Source organism: Nostoc sp. (genome assembly GCF_036917375.1).
Lineage (GTDB): Bacteria > Cyanobacteriota > Cyanobacteriia > Cyanobacteriales > Nostocaceae > Nostoc.
In genome coordinates, this window is sequence record NZ_JBALDN010000023.1 from 1 (window position 1) to 19040 (window position 19040).

16 protein-coding genes are annotated in these 19040 nt (G+C 44.7%); 12 read left to right on the forward strand and 4 right to left on the reverse strand.

Annotated elements, in window-relative coordinates; translation table 11 throughout:
• Positions 1 to 565: 565 nt before the first annotated feature.
• The 5 genes from V7K45_RS05415 (at position 566) to V7K45_RS05435 (ending at position 8275) form a co-directional block, all read left to right on the forward strand.
• Entirely contained in the window at positions 566 to 2827 is a 2262-nt protein-coding gene (locus tag V7K45_RS05415) for a family 2 encapsulin nanocompartment cargo protein terpene cyclase (protein ID WP_335001133.1), read from the forward strand.
• A 239-nt stretch (positions 2828 to 3066) separates the two neighbouring features.
• On the forward strand, positions 3067 to 4473 hold the full coding sequence (locus tag V7K45_RS05420) for a family 2B encapsulin nanocompartment shell protein (protein ID WP_335001134.1): 1407 nt from the start codon (positions 3067 to 3069) through the stop codon (positions 4471 to 4473).
• A 161-nt stretch (positions 4474 to 4634) separates the two neighbouring features.
• Positions 4635 to 6038 carry a family 2B encapsulin nanocompartment shell protein gene (locus V7K45_RS05425; protein ID WP_335001135.1) on the forward strand — a complete coding sequence of 468 codons (1404 nt, stop codon included), beginning with the start codon at positions 4635 to 4637 and terminating at the stop codon, positions 6036 to 6038.
• Between the two features lie 77 nt (positions 6039 to 6115).
• Positions 6116 to 7669 carry an NAD(P)H-hydrate dehydratase gene (locus V7K45_RS05430; RefSeq protein ID WP_335001137.1) on the forward strand — a complete coding sequence of 518 codons (1554 nt, stop codon included), beginning with the start codon at positions 6116 to 6118 and terminating at the stop codon, positions 7667 to 7669.
• A gap of 72 nt (positions 7670 to 7741) precedes the next feature.
• Entirely contained in the window at positions 7742 to 8275 is a 534-nt protein-coding gene (locus tag V7K45_RS05435; RefSeq protein WP_335001139.1) for an REP-associated tyrosine transposase, read from the forward strand.
• A gap of 61 nt (positions 8276 to 8336) precedes the next feature.
• On the opposite strand, the gene larC is transcribed toward V7K45_RS05435, so the two are convergent.
• A complete protein-coding gene (larC, locus tag V7K45_RS05440; RefSeq protein ID WP_335001141.1) occupies positions 8337 to 9623 on the reverse strand; it encodes a nickel pincer cofactor biosynthesis protein LarC in 1287 nt (428 codons plus the stop codon).
• Positions 9624 to 9783: 160 nt separating this feature from the next.
• Between larC and V7K45_RS05445 the strand changes: the two genes are divergently transcribed.
• From V7K45_RS05445 to V7K45_RS05455, 3 genes are all read left to right on the forward strand, one after another.
• Positions 9784 to 10443: an L-threonylcarbamoyladenylate synthase gene (locus V7K45_RS05445; RefSeq protein WP_335001144.1), complete on the forward strand. Its 660-nt coding sequence runs from the start codon at positions 9784 to 9786 to the stop codon at positions 10441 to 10443.
• Between the two features lie 405 nt (positions 10444 to 10848).
• Positions 10849 to 12072, forward strand: coding sequence for a HetZ-related protein (locus tag V7K45_RS05450; RefSeq protein ID WP_335001146.1), 1224 nt, complete (start codon positions 10849 to 10851; stop codon positions 12070 to 12072).
• Between the two features lie 638 nt (positions 12073 to 12710).
• Positions 12711 to 13187: a PD-(D/E)XK nuclease superfamily protein gene (locus tag V7K45_RS05455; RefSeq protein ID WP_322682323.1), complete on the forward strand. Its 477-nt coding sequence runs from the start codon at positions 12711 to 12713 to the stop codon at positions 13185 to 13187.
• Here V7K45_RS05455 and V7K45_RS05460 read toward each other — a convergent pair.
• Positions 13159 to 14016: a DNA adenine methylase gene (locus tag V7K45_RS05460; RefSeq protein ID WP_335001150.1), complete on the reverse strand. Its 858-nt coding sequence runs from the start codon at positions 14014 to 14016 to the stop codon at positions 13159 to 13161. The two genes, V7K45_RS05455 and V7K45_RS05460, sit on opposite strands and share 29 nt — an antisense overlap.
• A 165-nt stretch (positions 14017 to 14181) precedes the next feature.
• Here V7K45_RS05460 and V7K45_RS05465 point away from each other — a divergent pair, with 165 nt between their 5' ends.
• The 3 genes from V7K45_RS05465 to V7K45_RS05475 all read left to right on the forward strand — a co-directional run bounded on the left by V7K45_RS05465 (position 14182) and on the right by V7K45_RS05475 (position 15979).
• Positions 14182 to 14388: a DUF751 family protein gene (locus V7K45_RS05465; RefSeq protein ID WP_335001152.1), complete on the forward strand. Its 207-nt coding sequence runs from the start codon at positions 14182 to 14184 to the stop codon at positions 14386 to 14388.
• 116 nt (positions 14389 to 14504) lie between these two features.
• The gene (gene rbfA, locus V7K45_RS05470; protein ID WP_099099512.1) at positions 14505 to 14924 is read left to right on the forward strand and encodes a 30S ribosome-binding factor RbfA; all 420 of its coding nucleotides are present in this window, start codon (positions 14505 to 14507) and stop codon (positions 14922 to 14924) included.
• 818 nt (positions 14925 to 15742) lie between these two features.
• Entirely contained in the window at positions 15743 to 15979 is a 237-nt protein-coding gene (locus V7K45_RS05475; RefSeq protein WP_094347157.1) for a DUF4327 family protein, read from the forward strand.
• A 597-nt stretch (positions 15980 to 16576) separates the two neighbouring features.
• Here V7K45_RS05475 and V7K45_RS05480 read toward each other — a convergent pair.
• Positions 16577 to 16930, reverse strand: a complete 354-nt coding sequence (locus V7K45_RS05480; RefSeq protein ID WP_335001154.1) for a hypothetical protein — start codon at positions 16928 to 16930, stop codon at positions 16577 to 16579.
• Positions 16931 to 17179: 249 nt separating this feature from the next.
• On the reverse strand, positions 17180 to 17926 hold the full coding sequence (locus V7K45_RS05485) for a 3-oxoacyl-ACP reductase family protein (protein ID WP_335001156.1): 747 nt from the start codon (positions 17924 to 17926) through the stop codon (positions 17180 to 17182).
• Positions 17927 to 18010: 84 nt separating this feature from the next.
• Between V7K45_RS05485 and V7K45_RS05490 the strand changes: the two genes are divergently transcribed.
• A complete protein-coding gene (locus tag V7K45_RS05490) occupies positions 18011 to 18625 on the forward strand; it encodes a TetR/AcrR family transcriptional regulator (RefSeq protein WP_335001158.1) in 615 nt (204 codons plus the stop codon).
• Positions 18626 to 19040: the final 415 nt, after the last annotated feature.

A 19040-nucleotide genomic window follows, 5' to 3' on the forward strand; every position in this document is an offset into this window, starting at 1 on the left:
GTGGTTTTTCTCTCACCTTCTGTCAAAAGGGGGCCTGTGTTCAATCAGACCTCCTCTTTTTTCTTTGATTTCGACGATTTAGTCTAAACTCCAGTAATGGACATTCGTTGCAAAAAATTAACAATTAGTATTTTTTCTTTAATAACTATCTTAAATCTTTTAACTATCTGCTTAACTGTCTTAACTGTCTTCTAATTCGTCAATTTTTGATTTAATTATCTGCTTAACTGTCTTAACTGTCTTTTAATTCTTCAATTTTTGATTTAACTATTTGCTTAATGGCTTGAATCTACGGATTGCTTTTTATTTACAACTATGAAAAATTATGAGAGCACCACGATCCAGCATTAAAAATTTATTTGCCAACAACTTCAAATAAAACGTACATAGTTCGTTATTTAGATTATGAGCATCTTAATATTATCGGCTTGAAACGAGCCACCACGAGCAAACCAGATGTGGGAATCTAGCTGGGTAGTGATGATACTTGTGAACTGCAACGATGCTCAGATTGGCCACGAAACAAAGATAGCAAGAAGACCCCAGAGGAGGTTTAGCGCAGATCATGCAACCCTTTGAACTGCCAGAATTTTACACGCCTTGGCCCGCACGGCTGAACCCAAACCTGGAAGCGGCACGAGTCCATTCCAAAGCGTGGGCCTACGAAATGGGGATACTTGGCTCAGAAGAGGAAGCACAAAGCTCGGTTATCTGGGACGAGCGCACATTCGATGCTCACGACTACGCCTTGCTTTGCTCGTATACCCATCCAGATGCACCAGGAACGGAGCTTGACCTAGTGACCGACTGGTATGTTTGGGTGTTCTTCTTCGACGATCACTTTCTTGAAATCTATAAGCGTACCCAAGACATGGCTGGGGCAAAGGAGTATCTCGGCAGACTACCAATGTTCATGCCAATTTACCCCACCGAAACCCCCCCAGTACCTACCAACCCAGTAGAGCGCGGCTTGGCCGATCTGTGGTCTCGTACCGCCTTTACTAAATCTGTGGACTGGCGACTTCGATTCTTCGAGAGTACCAAGAACCTCTTAGAAGAGTCTCTGTGGGAACTCGCCAATATCAACCAAGATCGAGTCGCCAACCCCATTGAATACATCGAGATGCGCCGTAAGGTTGGCGGCGCTCCGTGGTCAGCGGATCTCGTCGAACACGCCGTGTTTATAGAGATTCCGGCCGAAATTGCCTCAACTCGGCCAATGCGTATCCTCAAGGATACATTTGCCGATGGAGTGCATCTTCGCAACGACTTATTTTCCTACCAGAGAGAAGTGGAGGATGAAGGTGAAAACGCCAACTGCGTGCTGGTCTTGGAGCGCTTTTTAAATGTCAGTACTCAGGAGGCGGCTAACCTTACTAATGAACTGTTAACTTCGCGGTTATACCAGTTTGATAACACTGCCGTTACTGAGTTGCCCCCCCTGTTTGAGGAGTATGGACTAGACCCAGTGGCTCGTGTGAATGTTCTCCTTTACATCAAAGGACTCCAGGACTGGCAATCGGGCGGTCATGAGTGGCACATGCGATCGAGCCGCTATATGAACAAGGGAGGAGACAATTCTCCAACATCTACGGTTTTGGGAGGCCCCACAGGGCTAGGCACATCGGCTGCGCGTATTCAATCGCTATACGCTGCCTTGGGTTTGGGAAGGTTCAAGAGCTTTACTCACGTTCCATACCAGGCTGTCGGGCCAGTGACACTGCCAAAGTTTTACATGCCCTTCACTACAAGCTTGAATCCCCATCTGAACGCTGCGCGGAAGCATTCCAAGGAATGGGCGCGCGAGATGGGGATGCTGGAATCACTACCTGGAATTCCTGATGCCGTCATCTGGGATGACCACAAGTTTGATGTTGCCGACGTAGCCCTTTGCGGTGCGTTGATCCATCCGAATGGGTCTGGTCCTGAGCTGAATCTGACCGCGTGCTGGCTTGTTTGGGGAACCTATGCCGACGATTACTTCCCGGCACTCTACGGGAATAACCGCAACATGGCTGGTGCGAAAGTGTTCAATGCCCGACTATCAGCGTTTATGCCTCTGGATGACTCCACTCCAACTGAGGTTCCAACCAATCCGGTAGAAGCCGGCTTGGCAGATATTTGGTCTCGCACAGCTGGTCCCATGTCCGTAAACGCGCGGACTCAGTTCCGCCGCGCAATCCAGGATATGACTGACAGTTGGGTGTGGGAACTCGCCAACCAGATCCAAAATCGGATTCCCGACCCGATAGATTATATTGAAATGCGCCGTAAGACCTTTGGCTCGGATCTGACAATGAGTCTGTCGCGACTGGCTCAGGGCAACGAGATCCCGCAGGAGATTTACCGCACCCGAACAATGCGATCGCTTGATAATTCCGCCGCCGACTTCGCCTGTTTTACCAACGATATCTTCTCCTATCAGAAAGAAATCGAATTCGAGGGCGAAATCCATAACTGCGTGCTGGTCGTTCAGAATTTCCTCAACTGCGGTAAACCACAGGCCGTTGAAGTTGTCAACAACCTGATGACTGCTCGGGCGCTCCAGTTTCAACTCATCGTCGCCACCGAACTGCCAGTCCTTTTCGACGATTTCAACCTGGATGCAAGTACCCGCGAGAAACTGCTCGGATACGTCAAGAAACTAGAGCAGTGGATGTGCGGCGTCCTCAAGTGGCATATAACAGTAGACCGCTATAAGGAATTTGAATTGCGTAATTCGTTAGCAGGGCGGCTACTTAGCGGACCTAGAGGACTGGGGACTTCAGCTAGGCGTATTGGATCGTCGATCGGTCAGGGGAGCCTCAAGTCATTACTCGGTCAATGAAGTTAGGTTTTTTGTCGGTGAGTTAATTCAAGGTCATACCATTTTGGATTTTAGACTTTCCTGCGGAACGCTACGCGAACGACTACGCTCAGTCGAACGATTTGAGATTTTGGATTGTGAAACGTCCATTGGATAAGTGTTTCAGTTTTCCATTTGTCGCAATCATTTTTCAAATTGGTATCAGTATGCGATCGCGTGAGATCGGTTTTTTTAGTAACTAAAAAGTGGAGGATTAAGTTGTGACATATTCTAACGACCCCAATTTGGTAGAAGATCAGCAGCCCCAGTTAACTTTAAGTACAGCCGCAGCGCGTAATTTGGCGACAACGGCCAAATCTGCACCGCAAACTCAGGAAATTACATCGCGGTGGTTATTGAAACTGTTGCCGTGGGTGCAGACAAAAGGTGGTGCTTATCGAGTCAACCGTCGGTTGAGTTATTCCGTGGGTGATGGACGGGTGACTTTCACCAACACCGGAGCAACGGTGCAGGTGATTCCTCTGGAACTGACTGAGTTGCCCTTGCTGCGAGGATTTAACAACCTTGATGTATTGATCGGGTTGGCAAACCAGTTTGTTCAGCAGGAGTATGCTCCAGATGATGTAATCGTTGAACTTGGCCAGCCTGCCGATCGCGTGATTCTGATTGCTCGTGGCAAGGTAAACAAAATTGGTGTTGGCAAGTATGGCGAGCAAATTGTGTACGATGTGCTAGCTGACGGCGATCATTTCGGTGATGAAACTGTGGTGGAATCCGATGATACTTGGCAGTACACCCTCAAGGCGATTACCAGAACCATCGTTTTGTCGCTACCCCAAGCGGCGTTTGAGAGGGCGATCGCTCAGTCTGAGCCGTTGCGAACTCATGTTGAACAGTTCCGCACCCGCCTAAACCAGCCACAGACTCCCCAAGGTGAAGCTGCTATTGAACTGGCAGCCGATCATCCCCAAGAGGCTGAGTTGCCCGGAACCTTCGCCGATTACGAACTCACACCCAGAGAATATGAGTTGAGCATTGCTCAAACGGTGTTGCGAGTAAGTACGCGGGTAGCCGATCTGTACAATGAACCGTACAATCAGACAGAAGAACAACTGCGGCTGACTATTGAGGCATTGCGGGAACGTCAAGAACACGAGTTGCTCAACAACCGCGAATTCGGGTTACTGCACAACGCTGACCTCAAACAAAGGATCTACAGCAGTAGCGGCGCACCTACCCCCGATGACTTGGACGAACTGTTGGCGACAGTATGGAAGGAGCCGGGATTCTTCCTAGCTCACCCCCGCACGATCGCTGCCTTCGGTCGTGAGGCCAACCGCCTGGGTCTCTATCCACAAAGCGTAGATGTGAATGGCGTTCAGGTCACATCTTGGCGCGGCGTACCCATCTTTCCTTCCAACAAGATCCCCATCACCAATAACCGCACCAGTTCTATCCTTTTGCTCCGCACTGGTGTAGAAAAACAAGGGGTAATCGGCTTACATCAAACTGGTATCCCCGATGAATACCAACCCAGCTTGTCTGTTCGATTCATGGGCATCAGCGAAAAGGCGATTATTTCCTATCTCGTCACCGCTTACTACTCCGCAGCCGTCCTCACTCCTGACGCACTTGGCATCCTCGAAGATGTTGAAATCGGGCGCTAAATATCAGGAGTGCTGAGTGCTGAGTATTGAGTGCTGAGTGAGTCAAAATTAGGGCTGACTGTTGATACCCTGCAAGAAAATGGGCGGTCTTTTAACTCAGCACTTGGAACTCAGCACTCAGCACTGAATGGCACTTTTATTAGTAACTAGAGGATGAGGTGATGACGGATTTTATTGAATCAAATTTAAATGTTGAGAGTGGACAACCTCAACTGAGTTTGAGTAAAGATGCTGCGCGTAATTTATCCACGACCACCAAATCTGCACCGCAGACACAGGAAATTACCTCACGATGGTTGTTGAAGATGTTGCCGTGGGTGGAAACGAAGGGTGGGACTTATCGGCTGAACCGTCGGTTGACTTATACCGTGGGTGATGGGCGGTTGAGTTTCTCCAACACCGGAGCCGAGGTACAGGTGATTCCCCAGGAACTTGGTGAGTTGCCGTTGCTGCGAGGGTTTGACGACATCGAGGTGCTGAGGGCGTTAGCAAGTCGGTTTGTTCAGCAGGAGTTCGCACCTGACGATATCATAGTCCAGTCAGGTCAGCCAGCCAATCAGCTTTTCTTGATCGCACATGGTAAAGCGAACAAGATTGGTATTGGCAAGTATGACGAGCAGCCTCTATTGGATACGCTAGCTGACGGTGATTATTTTGGCAATCTGTTAGCGGAATCAGAAAGCAATTGGAAGTTCACGGTCAAAGCTGTGACCCGATGCACGGTATTAGCGCTACCACAACAGGCATTTCGAGAACTGCTCAACCAGTCGCAGGCCTTGCAGGCTCAAGTTGAGCAATTTAGGACTCGCGCAGAACTTCCACAAAACAAGTACGGGGAAGCTGCGATCGCGTTGTCAACCAGTCATAGCACAGAGACGACATTACCAGGAACATTTGTTGACTACGAACTCTCACCCCGCGAATATCAGTTAAGCATTGCTCAGACTATGTTGCGAGTGAATACTCGTGTTGCGGATCTGTACAATCAACCGTACAACCAGACGGAAGAACAATTGCGGCTGACGATTGAGGCATTGCGGGAACGTCAAGAATACGAGTTGATCAACAACCGCGAATTTGGATTGTTGCACAACGCCGACCTCAAACAGCGCATCTACACCCGCAGTGGCCCCCCCACTCCCGATGACCTGGATGAATTAGTCACCCGTCGGCGGAAGTCGAGGTTCTTCTTAGCTCATCCCCGCACGATTGCAGCCTTCGGTCGCCAGTGCAACCGTCGAGGTATCTATCCAGACACCATCGACATGGATGGGAGCAAAATAATCACGTGGCGCAATGTACCGATTTTTCCCTGTGACAAGATTCCGATTACTAAGAACCAGACTAGTTCTATCCTTATACTCCGCACTGGTGAGAAAGATCAGGGTGTCATTGGCTTACATCAAACTGGTATCCCCGATGAATACCAACCCAGCTTGTCTGTCCGATTCATGGGCATCAGCGAAAAGGCCATTATCTCCTACCTCGTTACAGCCTACTACTCCGCAGCTGTCCTCATCCCCGATGCACTTGGCATCCTTGAAGATGTGGAAATCGGTTTGTAACTTTTTTGAGTGGAATATGAGTCACTTTTGCTAAACTTTCAGTTACCCTGAAACTCATAACTCACCACTCAAGACTGATGCAAGATAGGCAAGAAAAAATTTCGCAAGTGGTAGTGACTGCTGGGCAGATGCGCGATATTGAAAAGCGGATCTTTGTAGTGGGAATGCCTGTAGTTGCTTTGATGGAAAAGGTGGCGGGATTAATTGCTCGTCGCATTCCAGAGATTCCTGCAAACACCCCTTTGTTAAGGGGATCTCGTGTGGGAATTCTTGTCGGCCCCGGTCATAATGGTGGCGATGCTTTAGTCGTAGCGCGTGAATTATACTTTCGCGGGTATGAGGTTTGGATTTATTCTCCTTTTTCTAAGCTTAAAGAATTAACTTCGCAGCACTTGCAATATGCCCAGAGTTTGGGCATTCCAATTTATCAAACAATTGAACAACTGCCAGATTCTGATTTGTTGATTGATGGCTTGTTTGGATTTGGTTTAGAAAGAAACCTAACCGATCCCATTGCCTCTGCAATTAATCAGCTAAATGAATTATCTATACCGATTTATAGTATCGATTTACCTTCAGGTTTACACACCGACACTGGCGTTGTATTGGGAACTGCCATTCGCGCCACTCACACATTTTGCTTAGGTTTATGGAAACTCGCTTTCTTCCAAGATCGAGCGTTGGAATATCTTGGTAAAGCTGAGTTAATCGATTTCGATATTCCTTTAGCTGATGTAGAAGCTGTTCTCAAAGATGCACCTAAAATTAAACGGATTACACGAGCAAAGGCACTTGCTACTTTACCTTTACCCCGTCCAGCAGTTACTCACAAATATAAAGAAGGACATTTACTGCTGATTTGCGGTTCGCGGCGCTATGCAGGTGGGGCAATTTTAACTGGTTTGGGTGCTAGGGCTAGTGGTGTCGGGATGCTTTCGATTGCCGTACCCGAATCCCTAAAACCTCTTTTGGTGTCACACTTGCCAGAAGCCTTAATTGTCGGTTGCCCAGAGACGGAAACTGGAGCGATCGCCCACCTACAACTACCAGAAAATACCGATCTGAGTTCCTTTAATGCGATCGCTTGTGGCCCCGGTTTAACACGAGATGCTACTCCTATTGTCCAAGAAGCGATCGACAGCAAACGCCCTTTGCTTCTCGATGCCGATGGTTTAAATATCTTGGCACAAATGGGAGCGATCGCCACATTAAAAAAACGCCAAGCAGTAACCGTACTCACGCCCCACACTGGCGAATTTGAACGGTTGTTTCCTGATGTCGCTGATGCCAAACATGACAGAGTGAAAGCAGTACAAGAAGCTGCCGCCCAAAGTGAGGCGATAGTGTTGTTGAAAGGGGCAAGAACTGCGATCGCCAACCCTCAAGGTGCTGTTTGGATTGTTCCTGAAAGCACACCCGCCTTAGCGCGTGGTGGTAGCGGCGACGTGTTAACTGGGTTACTGGGTGGACTGTTAGCGCAAGCAGCAACTAAACAGATTCTCGTAGAAGATATTGTGGCAACTGCTGCATGGTGGCATTCACAAGCAGGTATAATAGCCGCTCAAGAGCGTACCGAATTAGGTGTAGATGCGTTTACATTGACACAATATTTGATGAAAGCTCTAACTTAGTCAATTCCCTCGTTCCCAGTCTCTGACTGGGAATGCCATCCTAGAGGCTCCGCCTCTAATCTTAATAACATCATGGGACGCAGCCGCTACCACGTACTAGGAACCCAGCCACATTTCCTCACCTGCACAGTTATAAATTGGATACCACTATTCGGCAAAGTTGAATTTACACAAATTATTTTAGATTCCCTCAATTTTCTGCAACGTCAGCAGCGTTTAACGTTGTACGGTCACGTAATTATGGAAAATCATCTCCATCTAATCGCTTCTGCCGCCAGTTTATCTAAAGAAATAGGAAATTTTAAATCATTTACGGCTCGTTCTATTATTGACTTACTTGAGAAAAATAATTCTAATTACATACTTAATCAGCTTGAGCTTTATAAATTAAAACATAAGACAAAACAAGAATATCAGCTTTGGCAAGAAGGTTTTCATCCGCAGGTGATTCTAGATGAGGAGATGTTTACACAAAAGTTAGATTATATTCACAACAATCCAGTCAGGCGTGGTTATGTGGATGATCCCGTGCATTGGAGGTATTCTAGTTGCCGCAATTATATGGGGCAAATAGGTTTATTACAGGTAGAGTTGATTGATGTGTGAGAGAAGGCGGAGCCTTGAGGAGGGCATTCCCAGTCGGAGACTGGGAACGAGGAACGAGGAATTAACTGTTGACTGAATACCAACGCTGTAGTGCCAACCGCTGAATTTCGCGCCAGGGAATATTATGTTTTCGGGCTAAGTCTGCACAATCTTCATATTCTGGTTGCACATTTGCAATAACTTTTTCTGGCGATCGCCCTTTCCATGCTACCTTGACACGCACTTTGCCATATTCCGTTTCCACTTGTTGAATTTCCCGTTGTAAAATGGCGCGTTGCTGAGTTGTTCGCCGAATACCCAAAGTTGTAGTTTCCCGAAATATAACGGCTTCACAACTGAGTAAATTTTCTGGATGACAAATCACAGTTAGCAAAATTCCCGGACGGGACTTTTTCATACCGATCGCTTGGGTAAAAACATCCAGCGCACCAGCCGCAAACAACGCCTCAAACGTATAGCCGATCGCTTGTGGGCTTAAATCATCAATTTGGGTTTCTAATACCGAGATGGTTTCCAAATTTGAGCTAGTTTCTTCAGAATCACTGAAATTTGACTGTAAACTTGCGCTTTCACCCAACCAGAGGCGTAAAATATTGGGAATGGGTAAATTTATGGTTCCCGCTCCCAGTCCTATCTGCTTGATAGCGATCGCAGGTGGTGAACCAAAATCTCTTGCCAAAGTAGTGGCGATCGCGGCTCCTGTTGGTGTTACTAATTCTCTGTCAATGCCATTGCTATAAACCGGACAACCCCGCATTTCCCACAGCTTTAATACCGCTGGGACTGGTACTGCCATCTGACCATGTGCAGCCCGAACAGTGCCGCCACCAGTCGGGAACGCCGAGCAGTAAAGTAGGGGTAATCCTTCTTCATTGCTCTCAATCCCCAACCAATCCAACCCCAAGCAAGTACCCACAATATCTACGATCGCATCTATAGCACCCACCTCATGAAAATGAACTTTTTCAGGTGCAATGCCATGCACCGCCCCTTCAGCCACCGCTAGCTGTCGGAATACCGCCAAACTCCAAGCTTCTGCCCTTGATGGCAACCCCGCTTTGAGAATCATCTGCTCTATTTCTGGCAAGTGGCGTGTGTGATGGTGACTGTGTTCGCCATCGTGGTGATGGTGATGATGGCGATCGTGTACTAAATCCACATAGACTTTAGTCGCCTGTTGACCATTCCGTTGGACAAGTTCTGCCCTTAACTGATATTCCTGTTCAATACCCAATCCATTAAGTTTTTCAATTAAATACTCCACAGGAACACCCAAACTTACCAAAGCACCCAGGCACATATCACCAGAAATTCCTGTCGGACATTGAAGATAAGCGATTTTATTCATAATAAATTTGTCATTAGTTATTAGTCATTAGTCATGGGGCATTGGGCATTGGGAATTGATCAATAATTAATAGTTCTTCCTCCCCTGCTCCCCTGCTCCCCTGCTCCTCGGTCACTGAGCGTAGCCGAAGTGCTGCTCCCCTACTCCCCCTCCCCGTCCTATGGCAAAAATTTTCCCAGTTCATCCGGATAATCCTCAACTTCGCCGAATAGAGGAAATAAAGTCGGCGCTCTCTAGTGGCGCAGTCATGCTTTACCCTACTGATACAGTCTATGCGATCGGTTGTGATTTGAATGCCAAGTCGGCGGTAGAACGAGTGCGGCAAATTAAACAGCTAGCAAACGATAAACCATTGACATTTTTATGTCCCTCGCTTTCAAATGTGGCAACTTATGCCTTCGTAAGTGACACAGCCTATCGGATTATGAAACGCCTGATTCCAGGGCCATACACGTTTTTGCTCCCAGCTACGAAGTTAGTACCGCGATTGGTGCAAAGCCCCAAGCGGAAAACTACTGGAATTAGAGTACCAAACCATACTGTGTGTTTGGAGTTGCTGGCAGCCTTGGGCAATCCGATTATTTCAACTTCAGCACATCTGCCACCAGATGAAGCAGATAATGGCATGATTCGGATAGATCCTGAAACGATTCAGTCGCGGGTAGAGCTATTCGATCGTTTGGACAAGTTGGTAGACATAATTGTAGACACTGGCGAGGAACCTACATTTGAAGTATCTACCATCTTGGATATGACCGGAGACGAAGCAGCAATTATACGGAGGGGTTTAGGTTGGGAAGCAGCAGCAGCATGGGTATAAAAATTCCACTTCACAGGCGCACCTTTCCGTTTCGGAAATTGTGATAAAAATAACTCCAGTTTTAAAATTGTCATATTTAGAAGCGATGTCTAGGATGGGCTGTTCGGTGAGGCAGTCGTTATAAGAGGATGGTGGCAAAACTTGGCACAGTAAGGTATTTGACAACTTTGAGAAAATGGCAGGTACTCGTGTGCCAGCGTTGAGATGATGGCTTGTGAAGAAAACCGACACATTGCCATAACTGTAACTCTTTCGTATTTCCTATAGTTTTGATATATGAGCTTTAGATGTGAGCATTATATACGGCAAGTCTTGATGAATGAATGCCTAAAAATTCACAAGCCTTGGACGGTCTTGATTGCTGTGTCTGCGTTGTAATTACGGTGCAATACTACTGGAAAAGTCATGAAAGCTAACGTCGTCAATCTACCAAACTCTACACCAATTTTTGAGAACCACGTTTCGACAGAAGAATTTTCAAATAGCAGCAGCAGCGATCGCTTGATTCAATTGCTGTCTGAGGAAATGCAAGCGCAAGTGAAAGCAACACCCAAGTGTGTAGAAGCTTTAGCAAAGCGCATAGCCGTAGAAGTAGAACGCATTTGCGATAAAAGCTCCCGCATTCAAACATCTGGGGAAATCAAGTCCTGGCAGATGACTTTGGGAAGGCATCGGATGCAAAAATGCTTACGTTACTACCAACTAGGTTCCAAACAAGGGCGGGTGGAATTACATAGCAATTTGGGTGCTATGGTTTACCGTCATGTAACTATGTCTGGTTCAGAGTTGGGCTTTGATGCTCGTTACAGCCTGATTGAAGATTTTTTACAAGCATTTTATATCGAAGCGATTAAAGCTTTCCGTAGAGAAAACGAATTACCAGAGAATCATACGCCGCGTACTCAGCTGCAATTAGCTGAATACATGGCTTTTACAGAACAGTATGCCAAACGCCGGATCAATTTACCTGGTGGTGCAAATCAGCAATTGATTATCTTGCGCGCCCAAGGTTTTGCTCGTCGTCAGCCCCAAGAAACTACCGTAGATATTGAAATGGCGGTAGAGTCTGCTAAGGGTGAAGAAGCAGAATCTTACCAGCGTAACTCGGCGGTGCAACAGCTGCGATCGCAAATGATTGCTCAAACTAATTTCGATCCATCTGAAGAATCAGAACGCGATCGCGTCATCGCTGAATTGATGAAATACCTGGAGTCTCAAGGTCAATCTGATTGTATGAACTACCTCAGCTTGAAACTTCAAGACCTTTCAGCGCCAGAAATTGACCAAATTCTCGGTTTAACCAGCCGTCAGCGCGATTATCTCCAACAACGGTTTAAATACCACGTAGAAAAGTTTGCTAAACAACACCATTGGCAATTGGTACATCAATGGTTAGGCGCAGGTTTAGAGCAAAAATTGGGTTTATCTTCGCAGCAGTGGGAAATCTTTGTAAATCAACTCACAGAACAGCAACAGCAAATACTACAGTTAAAAACTGCACGGGAAAACGACGTTGCGATCGCCAAAGCCATCAAATGCACCCCCAAACAGTTACAAAAGCGCTGGACTCAACTTTTAGAAATCGCATGGTCTATCCGCAACGGTCATACTGAAGCTCAGACAGGTTGAAGTCAAGGCGAAATAACTAAAATTTATCCAAGCTAAATTTCAGTTATTACAGAGGTTGTTGAAGACGTAAAAGCTAGAATTTCTAAACGTCATAGCTAGACAAGTTAACTATCCTTATAGCCGCAGAACTAGACATTATTGAGGCTTATGATTGGTAAAAGGGGCACGAATTTGGGTTAGGCGCTAAGTTCCTACGCTGTATTGATACCTGCCTAAATTTGATTTAGCGTCACCCCAACACATACCAGATTGTTCATGAAACCTATCGCCGCACTACAATTAGGCGTTTTCTCTACGTCGTTTTTTACGAGTTTAATGAACAGGAGATTATTATCTACGCTGTTTTCCACTGTTCCCACGACCCAGAAAAATGGCGTAGTCGCTTGCAATAGTTCCTCTTTGAGACTAAAGATAAATCCATAATTTTAACTATTATCTGAATTAGTAACTCGTTCCTTAGCCAAATTATTAATACATTTGTATTTGTCTAGTACAAAAATACCAATAAATTTGGATTTTTTACCTATTAATCCAACTACATTTAGCCAAGATCAAAAATTCATATTAAGCAACTGACCATTTTTTCCTGCTTCTGTGAAATCCTATAATAAGCAGGACTTTTGGCAGAGGGATTTAGGATGGCTCTGACTCAAGGTGGACGGGCAAATAAGTCTGGGAATATTTTAGAAGCAAATGTAGAAGCGATCTTGCATGGGCATAATTATTTCCAAGTAGGGAACTATGTCCAAAAAGAATTTATATTAAATGCTACTTTATTGCCAAAACGTTATGGCAAAGAAGTTTATATTGGAACTGGAATTTATCATACCTATCTGAAAGTTGATTTTTATGTTGTCGGCTCATCTGCAATGCCATCTGGTTTAATTTTCGAGTGCAAATGGCAAGAAAGCCCCGGTTCGGTTGATGAAAAGTTTCCTTACCTAAACATGAATATTCAGCACTATTACCCGGCACCAACCATCGTAATTTTAGGCGGTGAAGGTATGCGAGAAGGCGCAAGCAAATGGCTGAAAGCAAGAGTTAATGATAACCATAATTTATTAGCAGTTTATAGCTTAGATAGATTCATTGCTTGGGCAAATAAAAATCTTTAAAAGATGTAATTAATAGTTCATTAATAACACCTCTATTTTTGATTTTTGAGTTAATTGAGCGCGCTGCTTTAATTTTATAGGTTTCAAAATTGATATCAGTATAAATTTTTTGAATAAATTCACTATCAGAATTGCATACCATAACTTTGACACCACGACTTGCTAATTCTGCACAAGTATCTCTTAAAAGTTCTTGGTCTTTTTGACTAAAACAATTTTGACTATAAGCAGTGAAATAGCTAGTATCACTGATAGGATGGTAGGGCGGATCGAAAAATACAAAGTCATCACAGCTAGTCGCATGATTTAGGACTTCTGTAAAATCTGCTTGTTTAATTTCTGCATGATAAAGTGCTTCGGAGGCTGCTTTTAGTAAAACCTCAGCACAAATATTAGGATTATCATATTTGCCTAATGGCACATTGAATTTTCCTTGTGAATTAACTCGGTAAAGACCATTAAAACAAGTCTTATTAAGATAAATTAGACGAGCAGCTTTCTCTATATCAGTACCACTAGAGTTGTTTCTGACACTATAGTAATAATCTTTATTATGTCGATTTTTATGCTCTTTTAATAGAGAAATTAATTCTTCAACACGATCTCTAACACAACAATAAGTGTTAATTAATTCGGCATTAATATCAGTTAAAATAGCTGCACTTGGTTGGAGATAGAAAAAAACAGCACCACCACCTAAAAATGGCTCATAGTAATTTTTATAACTCTTGGGAAAATAAGGAATATATTGCTGTATCAACCGACTTTTACCCCCTGCCCACTTCAAAAATGGACGCGGGCTAGTTTCCTTCGAGACTTGAATTACCATTTACTTACAATTTAACTGAAAATAATTATGACTAAATAAAGCTAATATAACCGACAAGCCAAATTTTAGATTAACTGGCTAATTTTCCAGCCGCATATATTACAATTAAGTAGATAAAGCATATCAAAACAAACGTAAGTATATAACAAGGCAGTTTACATTCAGATGTTTGACGGATTTTGGGATAACGTCTTTCGCTACCCCCGGTACTTAATTACGATCGTCTTAGGCTTGTTTCTGAACACCTTTGCGCCATTAGTGCCATTGTTGAAACGCCCTGTCACCTCGATCGCTATCTTGGGGTTATTTGTGAGCGGCTTAGTCTTCCTTACTTTCACCCTACGGGCAATGTTGGGCTTGAGTCCAATCTAGACTAGTGTTATATCGGGGCTGTGCCCCATAGACGGTTGTTGGCGTTGCTCCCGCTAAGTACTGTCTATTCTGCATCTATTTTTGTCGTACAACCTCTGTGATGAGGCGAAATTTTTATGGCTACAAATCGTCGGGTTTCCCGCGTTGCTGAACTGATCAAACGGGAAGTTAGCCAAATGCTGCTTAACGGAATTAAGGATGACCGTGTGGGTACTGGAATGGTCAGTGTTACTGATGTTGATGTTTCCGGCGATCTCCAACACGCCAAAATCTACGTCAGCATCTATGGTACAGATGAAGCTAAGGTAGAAACAATGGCAGGCTTAAAGTCGGCCACAGGTTATGTCCGCAGCGAACTTGGGGCGCGTGTACGGCTGCGTCGTACACCAGAAGTGATATTTCTCGAAGATCGCTCTATAGAACGCGGTAATAAAGTATTGGCATTACTAAACCAACTTAACCACGATCGCCCGCCAGAAAATCTGGTAGCAGTAGAAGACAGCACTGTTCAAAATGATGAAGAATTCTCCGAATAAGTAACTAAAACAACAATGTAACTTCAGAACAATTAATCTCAGCAAATCCGCCAAACAGTTTACAGACGTGACTAGATCGCGTCTGTTTTAATGTGAACATAACCCAATTCAGCAAGACACTTCTCTTCTTGTAGGCGAAACAAGGTTTAAACATTCTTTTATGGGTGGAATATTCACTAATTCTGATATTCTGACTCCTGTTTATGTGTGTCCTGATTACGAATTAGAGTATTACTCGATCCTTTTACAGATGTTTTTCAAAAGAAAATTGGATGGTATTAGTGCTGAAATTAACTAAGAAATTACAGGCTTACTTAAGAAATTGTTAACAGATGCTATGGTTAAAGCCTTCGTAGTATACTTTGTCCGTTATGTTTTGCAACAGTTTATACCCTAGTAACTGACAAAGATTATTGTGTTGTTTACCTTAGATGAATACCCGCAGTTATAGATCCAGCTTTTAAGGTGATTATTTGATATGTAAGCGATGGCGATATAAACCCTTTCCACCCACCAAATCTTGCCTAAATACAGTAATGGCAGGACTTTCAGACTTGTGGCATCAAAGTCATACAGCTAGATAAGCAGGTTAAGTTAACTACTTGGAATTTTTTTTGTAAAGCGGATTTTCCAGTAATGTCAGGATTCGTTGACTTTCTTAACATTTCTTGAGATAATTTCAGGAGATGTAGCGTCAAAATAAAAATAGTTCCGTATAGCAAACTACAAAATCTTAGCCACAAGTCTAATTTCTGTAATGTTTGTTCCTAATTTTTAACGGGAACACTATCGTAAGTGTTAATTTGTGAGTAAAAACCATGAGTGTGAATACGGTGCCTTCTATCAATTACTACTCTCTAGATGTGATTCAAGACGAAGCACGCCGACTGGTGCAAAAGGGAATGGTTAGCCGACAACAGCCAATATATAGCCTCTGCCAATACATTCCAGCGAGAGAGTGGGTTTGCGTTGAATGTGAATTAGAGAAATGTGACTTTTTGTTACGCGATCGCATTGGCGACCTAATTGGTCGCGAACAGTGGGACAACGACTAATCAATGTTTGATTTCCGGTTTGGGATTGGGAGTTTGTTTTTGATGTGTGGATGTCACCATCAACGATTCAACGCTCAATCTGGGGGATAATCTCTAGTTTTGAATGAGCATTGCCCTATACAGAATCTTGCGTTTTTGATTAATACAGAAGCATTTGAGTCTGAACTTATACAACTTTTCAAGTTAAAGAAGGCATCAAAACCATTTGTTCTGTACATCTGGTGTCACAGCTTGAGTTTAGTATGTAAATTCTGCGAAGTTCCTACATCGATCCGATCGAAGTGTAGGAACTTCACATTTGACCGCCAATTTATTGCATCCCTTACTTGAGGGAAGCGATTGTCTGCTTGCTGTTAAAAGCAAAATCAGCCTTGAAAAGTTTGCGAAGTCAGGCTAACCGTCACCAGTTGCGACAATACAGGGAACCTGCGCCAGCAACTGGCTCAACTTTCGCAAAATTCAAAATTTTTATAGTATTTTTTCGGAAAAAATCTTGCAAAGCATAAAAAAATCATCTTGACATTTTTGGGGGAAGGTTCAAGCTTCACCCTTCATAGATAGCTCTCTCTCCTGCCTCCTGCCTCTTTCACTTGACTATTATCCTACTTGCTCTAAATATTGATTAATGTCTTCAATGATGCGAGTAAGTTCAGCTTCAGTAGTCAGGCGAATGTTGACATTGCGGACAGTCAGCAAAACTTTGGCTGCGAAGGGCGTTGGCCAGATATTAGGATTACAAAAAACTTCTAAAAATACTTCACCCGTATAACGATATTCCAGGGGAGGCTGGGGAGTTACTCTACCACCTCCAGGAGTGGGTTTAGCGGCGATCGCTTTTAGGCGATCCATCAGTTGATCCGTTGCTGTTTTTAATTCTCGTGCTGCTTGGGGTGAAAAACTGAAGGAGACTGAACCCTCAATTAAGTTCAAAGTTAGAGGAATTGAAGACATATTTTTTTTATTAAAACTTCTTGATAAGTACTTATATTACCGGAAGAAGGGGTCTGAATCCCACTCTGATAGTTTGCGGTATCTTCTTGAAAGACCACTAGTACCGCTTGGCGTAATTCGTTAGTCTGTCAAGACAAGTATTTTTTCCTGGGTAAATAAGTTTATAGTAAGCACTTCAGTGCTTAATACGTAGCAAGTTGTCATCAGTTTGCAATGACAGTATTATCGGGTCGTTCTGTTACCGCCGAATCAGGCTGCGAAGCCGCCATCAATTTTCAGACTAGCACCAGTGACGAAACCGGCTTCTGCACTGGCGAGATAGGAAACCATGTCGGCTACTTCTTCACTCCGACCATAGCGCTGGAGGGCAATCATACTTCTCATGGTGTCGGCAAAGGAACCCTCCGCTGGGTTCATGTCGGTATCCACCGGGCCGGGTTGGATATTATTTACTGTGATGCCACGAGGGCCGAGATCGCGGGCCAGACCGCGCGTAAAACTAGCGATCGCACCCTTGGTCAAAGCATAGACGGAACCACCAGCAAATGGCATGATGTCACTGTTGACACTGCCAATCATAATGATCCTTCCGCCCTCGCCGATATGGCGGACAGCCTCTTGAGTTGCCACAAACACGCCCTTAATGTTAACCGCGATGATTCGGTCAAAATCATCCAGTGAGAACTCGTCGATAGTGGCCAAAGTGGCGATCCCCGCGTTATTCACGAGGATGTCAAGACGGCCAAAAGCTTTTACAGTCTCGGTGACAGCATTTTTCACCGCTTCAGCATTGGCACTGTCGGCACGAAGAGCCAATGCTTGCCCACCTGCTGTTTCAATCGCAAGCACCACCTCATCGGCTTTTTGCGGCGAGCTAGTGTAGGTGAGGGCAACAGCTGCGCCATCTTCTGCAAGACGTTTAGCGATCGCTGCTCCCAAACCGCGTGAGCCACCTGTTACCAATGCCACCTTCCCAGTAAGTTTTTTGTTGCTCATAGTATTCTTTTGTCGTTAAAGTTTTGTATCGTCTGGTATAGATATAAAGCATAGGGGTAAGCCTGTCAAGAAATTATTATACTGATGAGTATGAAACAGGAAAAAACTACTGCGGCCATAGGCCGACCCCGCGAGTTTGATACCGATGACGCCCTCAATCGCGCAATGTATGTGTTCTGGCGCAAAGGCTATCTAGGCACATCCCTCTCGGATCTGACCGAGGCTATGGGCATTAATCGTCCTAGCCTTTACGCCGCTTTTGGCAACAAAGAATCTTTATTCCGCAAAGTGCTGGCTCGCTATGCCGACGGGCCATCAGCCTATCTTCGTGAGGCGCTCAAAGAGCCAACTGCGCGCCAGGTCGCCGAGCGGATGATGCACGGGGTCGTTGAGTTGGGAACCGATCCGCACAATCCACCCGGATGTCTCTGGGTTCATGGCACGCTTTCATGCGGAGATCCGGCCGATCCGATCCGGCAGGAATTGTCTGCACGCCGAGAATCGAGTGAAGCTTCTCTGCGTAAGCGTTTCGAGCAGGCGATTTCGGAGGGGGACTTGTCGGCTGATTCAGATCCAGCGGCTCTCGCTCGCTTTGTTGTGACAGTCAATTGTGGAATATCAGTTCTGGCGGCAACCGGAGCTACCCGAACGGAACTCCTGCGAGTTGTGGAGACAGCGTTGCAAGCATGGACTCAATAAGCTATACACCTATTTGGTATCACATGGACATCTGACGTAGAAACTGTCAGATTTCGCTCCTCAAATTTTGACAATTTTCTGAATAAACCATGAGCTTATACCATTTTAGATTTTAGATTTTGGATTGTGAAACATCCATTGGATAAGTATTTCAGTTTTCCATCTGTCGCAATCATTTTTCAAATTGGTATTACTTGTCCTTATCAGGCAGTAAATAACACTCATTAAGCCGATCGGTTATTTAGAGTAAATACAGACCACTGATGGTCGTCATAATGTCTTTGAATACAATTCAATACGATCTCTGTTGATGTATTAATAACAAAGTTAATTAAAATATTCCTGAAATTAATGCTAAAAATACGCGGTTATTAGTAAAGCCATTACTAATGCCTATCCAACTTGTAGCTGTTGT

Coding starts and splice junctions, on each gene's coding strand:
- V7K45_RS05415 (WP_335001133.1), top strand. CDS start 566: ATGCAACCCTTTGAACTGCCAGAATTTTACACGCCTTGGCCCGCACGG.
- V7K45_RS05425 (WP_335001135.1), top strand. CDS start 4,635: ATGACGGATTTTATTGAATCAAATTTAAATGTTGAGAGTGGACAACCT.
- V7K45_RS05430 (WP_335001137.1), top strand. CDS start 6,116: ATGCAAGATAGGCAAGAAAAAATTTCGCAAGTGGTAGTGACTGCTGGG.
- V7K45_RS05435 (WP_335001139.1), top strand. CDS start 7,742: ATGGGACGCAGCCGCTACCACGTACTAGGAACCCAGCCACATTTCCTC.
- larC (WP_335001141.1), bottom strand. CDS start 9,623: ATGAATAAAATCGCTTATCTTCAATGTCCGACAGGAATTTCTGGTGAT.
- V7K45_RS05445 (WP_335001144.1), top strand. CDS start 9,784: ATGGCAAAAATTTTCCCAGTTCATCCGGATAATCCTCAACTTCGCCGA.
- V7K45_RS05450 (WP_335001146.1), top strand. CDS start 10,849: ATGAAAGCTAACGTCGTCAATCTACCAAACTCTACACCAATTTTTGAG.
- V7K45_RS05455 (WP_322682323.1), top strand. CDS start 12,711: ATGGCTCTGACTCAAGGTGGACGGGCAAATAAGTCTGGGAATATTTTA.
- V7K45_RS05460 (WP_335001150.1), bottom strand. CDS start 14,016: ATGGTAATTCAAGTCTCGAAGGAAACTAGCCCGCGTCCATTTTTGAAG.
- V7K45_RS05465 (WP_335001152.1), top strand. CDS start 14,182: ATGTTTGACGGATTTTGGGATAACGTCTTTCGCTACCCCCGGTACTTA.
- rbfA (WP_099099512.1), top strand. CDS start 14,505: ATGGCTACAAATCGTCGGGTTTCCCGCGTTGCTGAACTGATCAAACGG.
- V7K45_RS05475 (WP_094347157.1), top strand. CDS start 15,743: ATGAGTGTGAATACGGTGCCTTCTATCAATTACTACTCTCTAGATGTG.
- V7K45_RS05480 (WP_335001154.1), bottom strand. CDS start 16,930: ATGTCTTCAATTCCTCTAACTTTGAACTTAATTGAGGGTTCAGTCTCC.
- V7K45_RS05485 (WP_335001156.1), bottom strand. CDS start 17,926: ATGAGCAACAAAAAACTTACTGGGAAGGTGGCATTGGTAACAGGTGGC.
- V7K45_RS05490 (WP_335001158.1), top strand. CDS start 18,011: ATGAGTATGAAACAGGAAAAAACTACTGCGGCCATAGGCCGACCCCGC.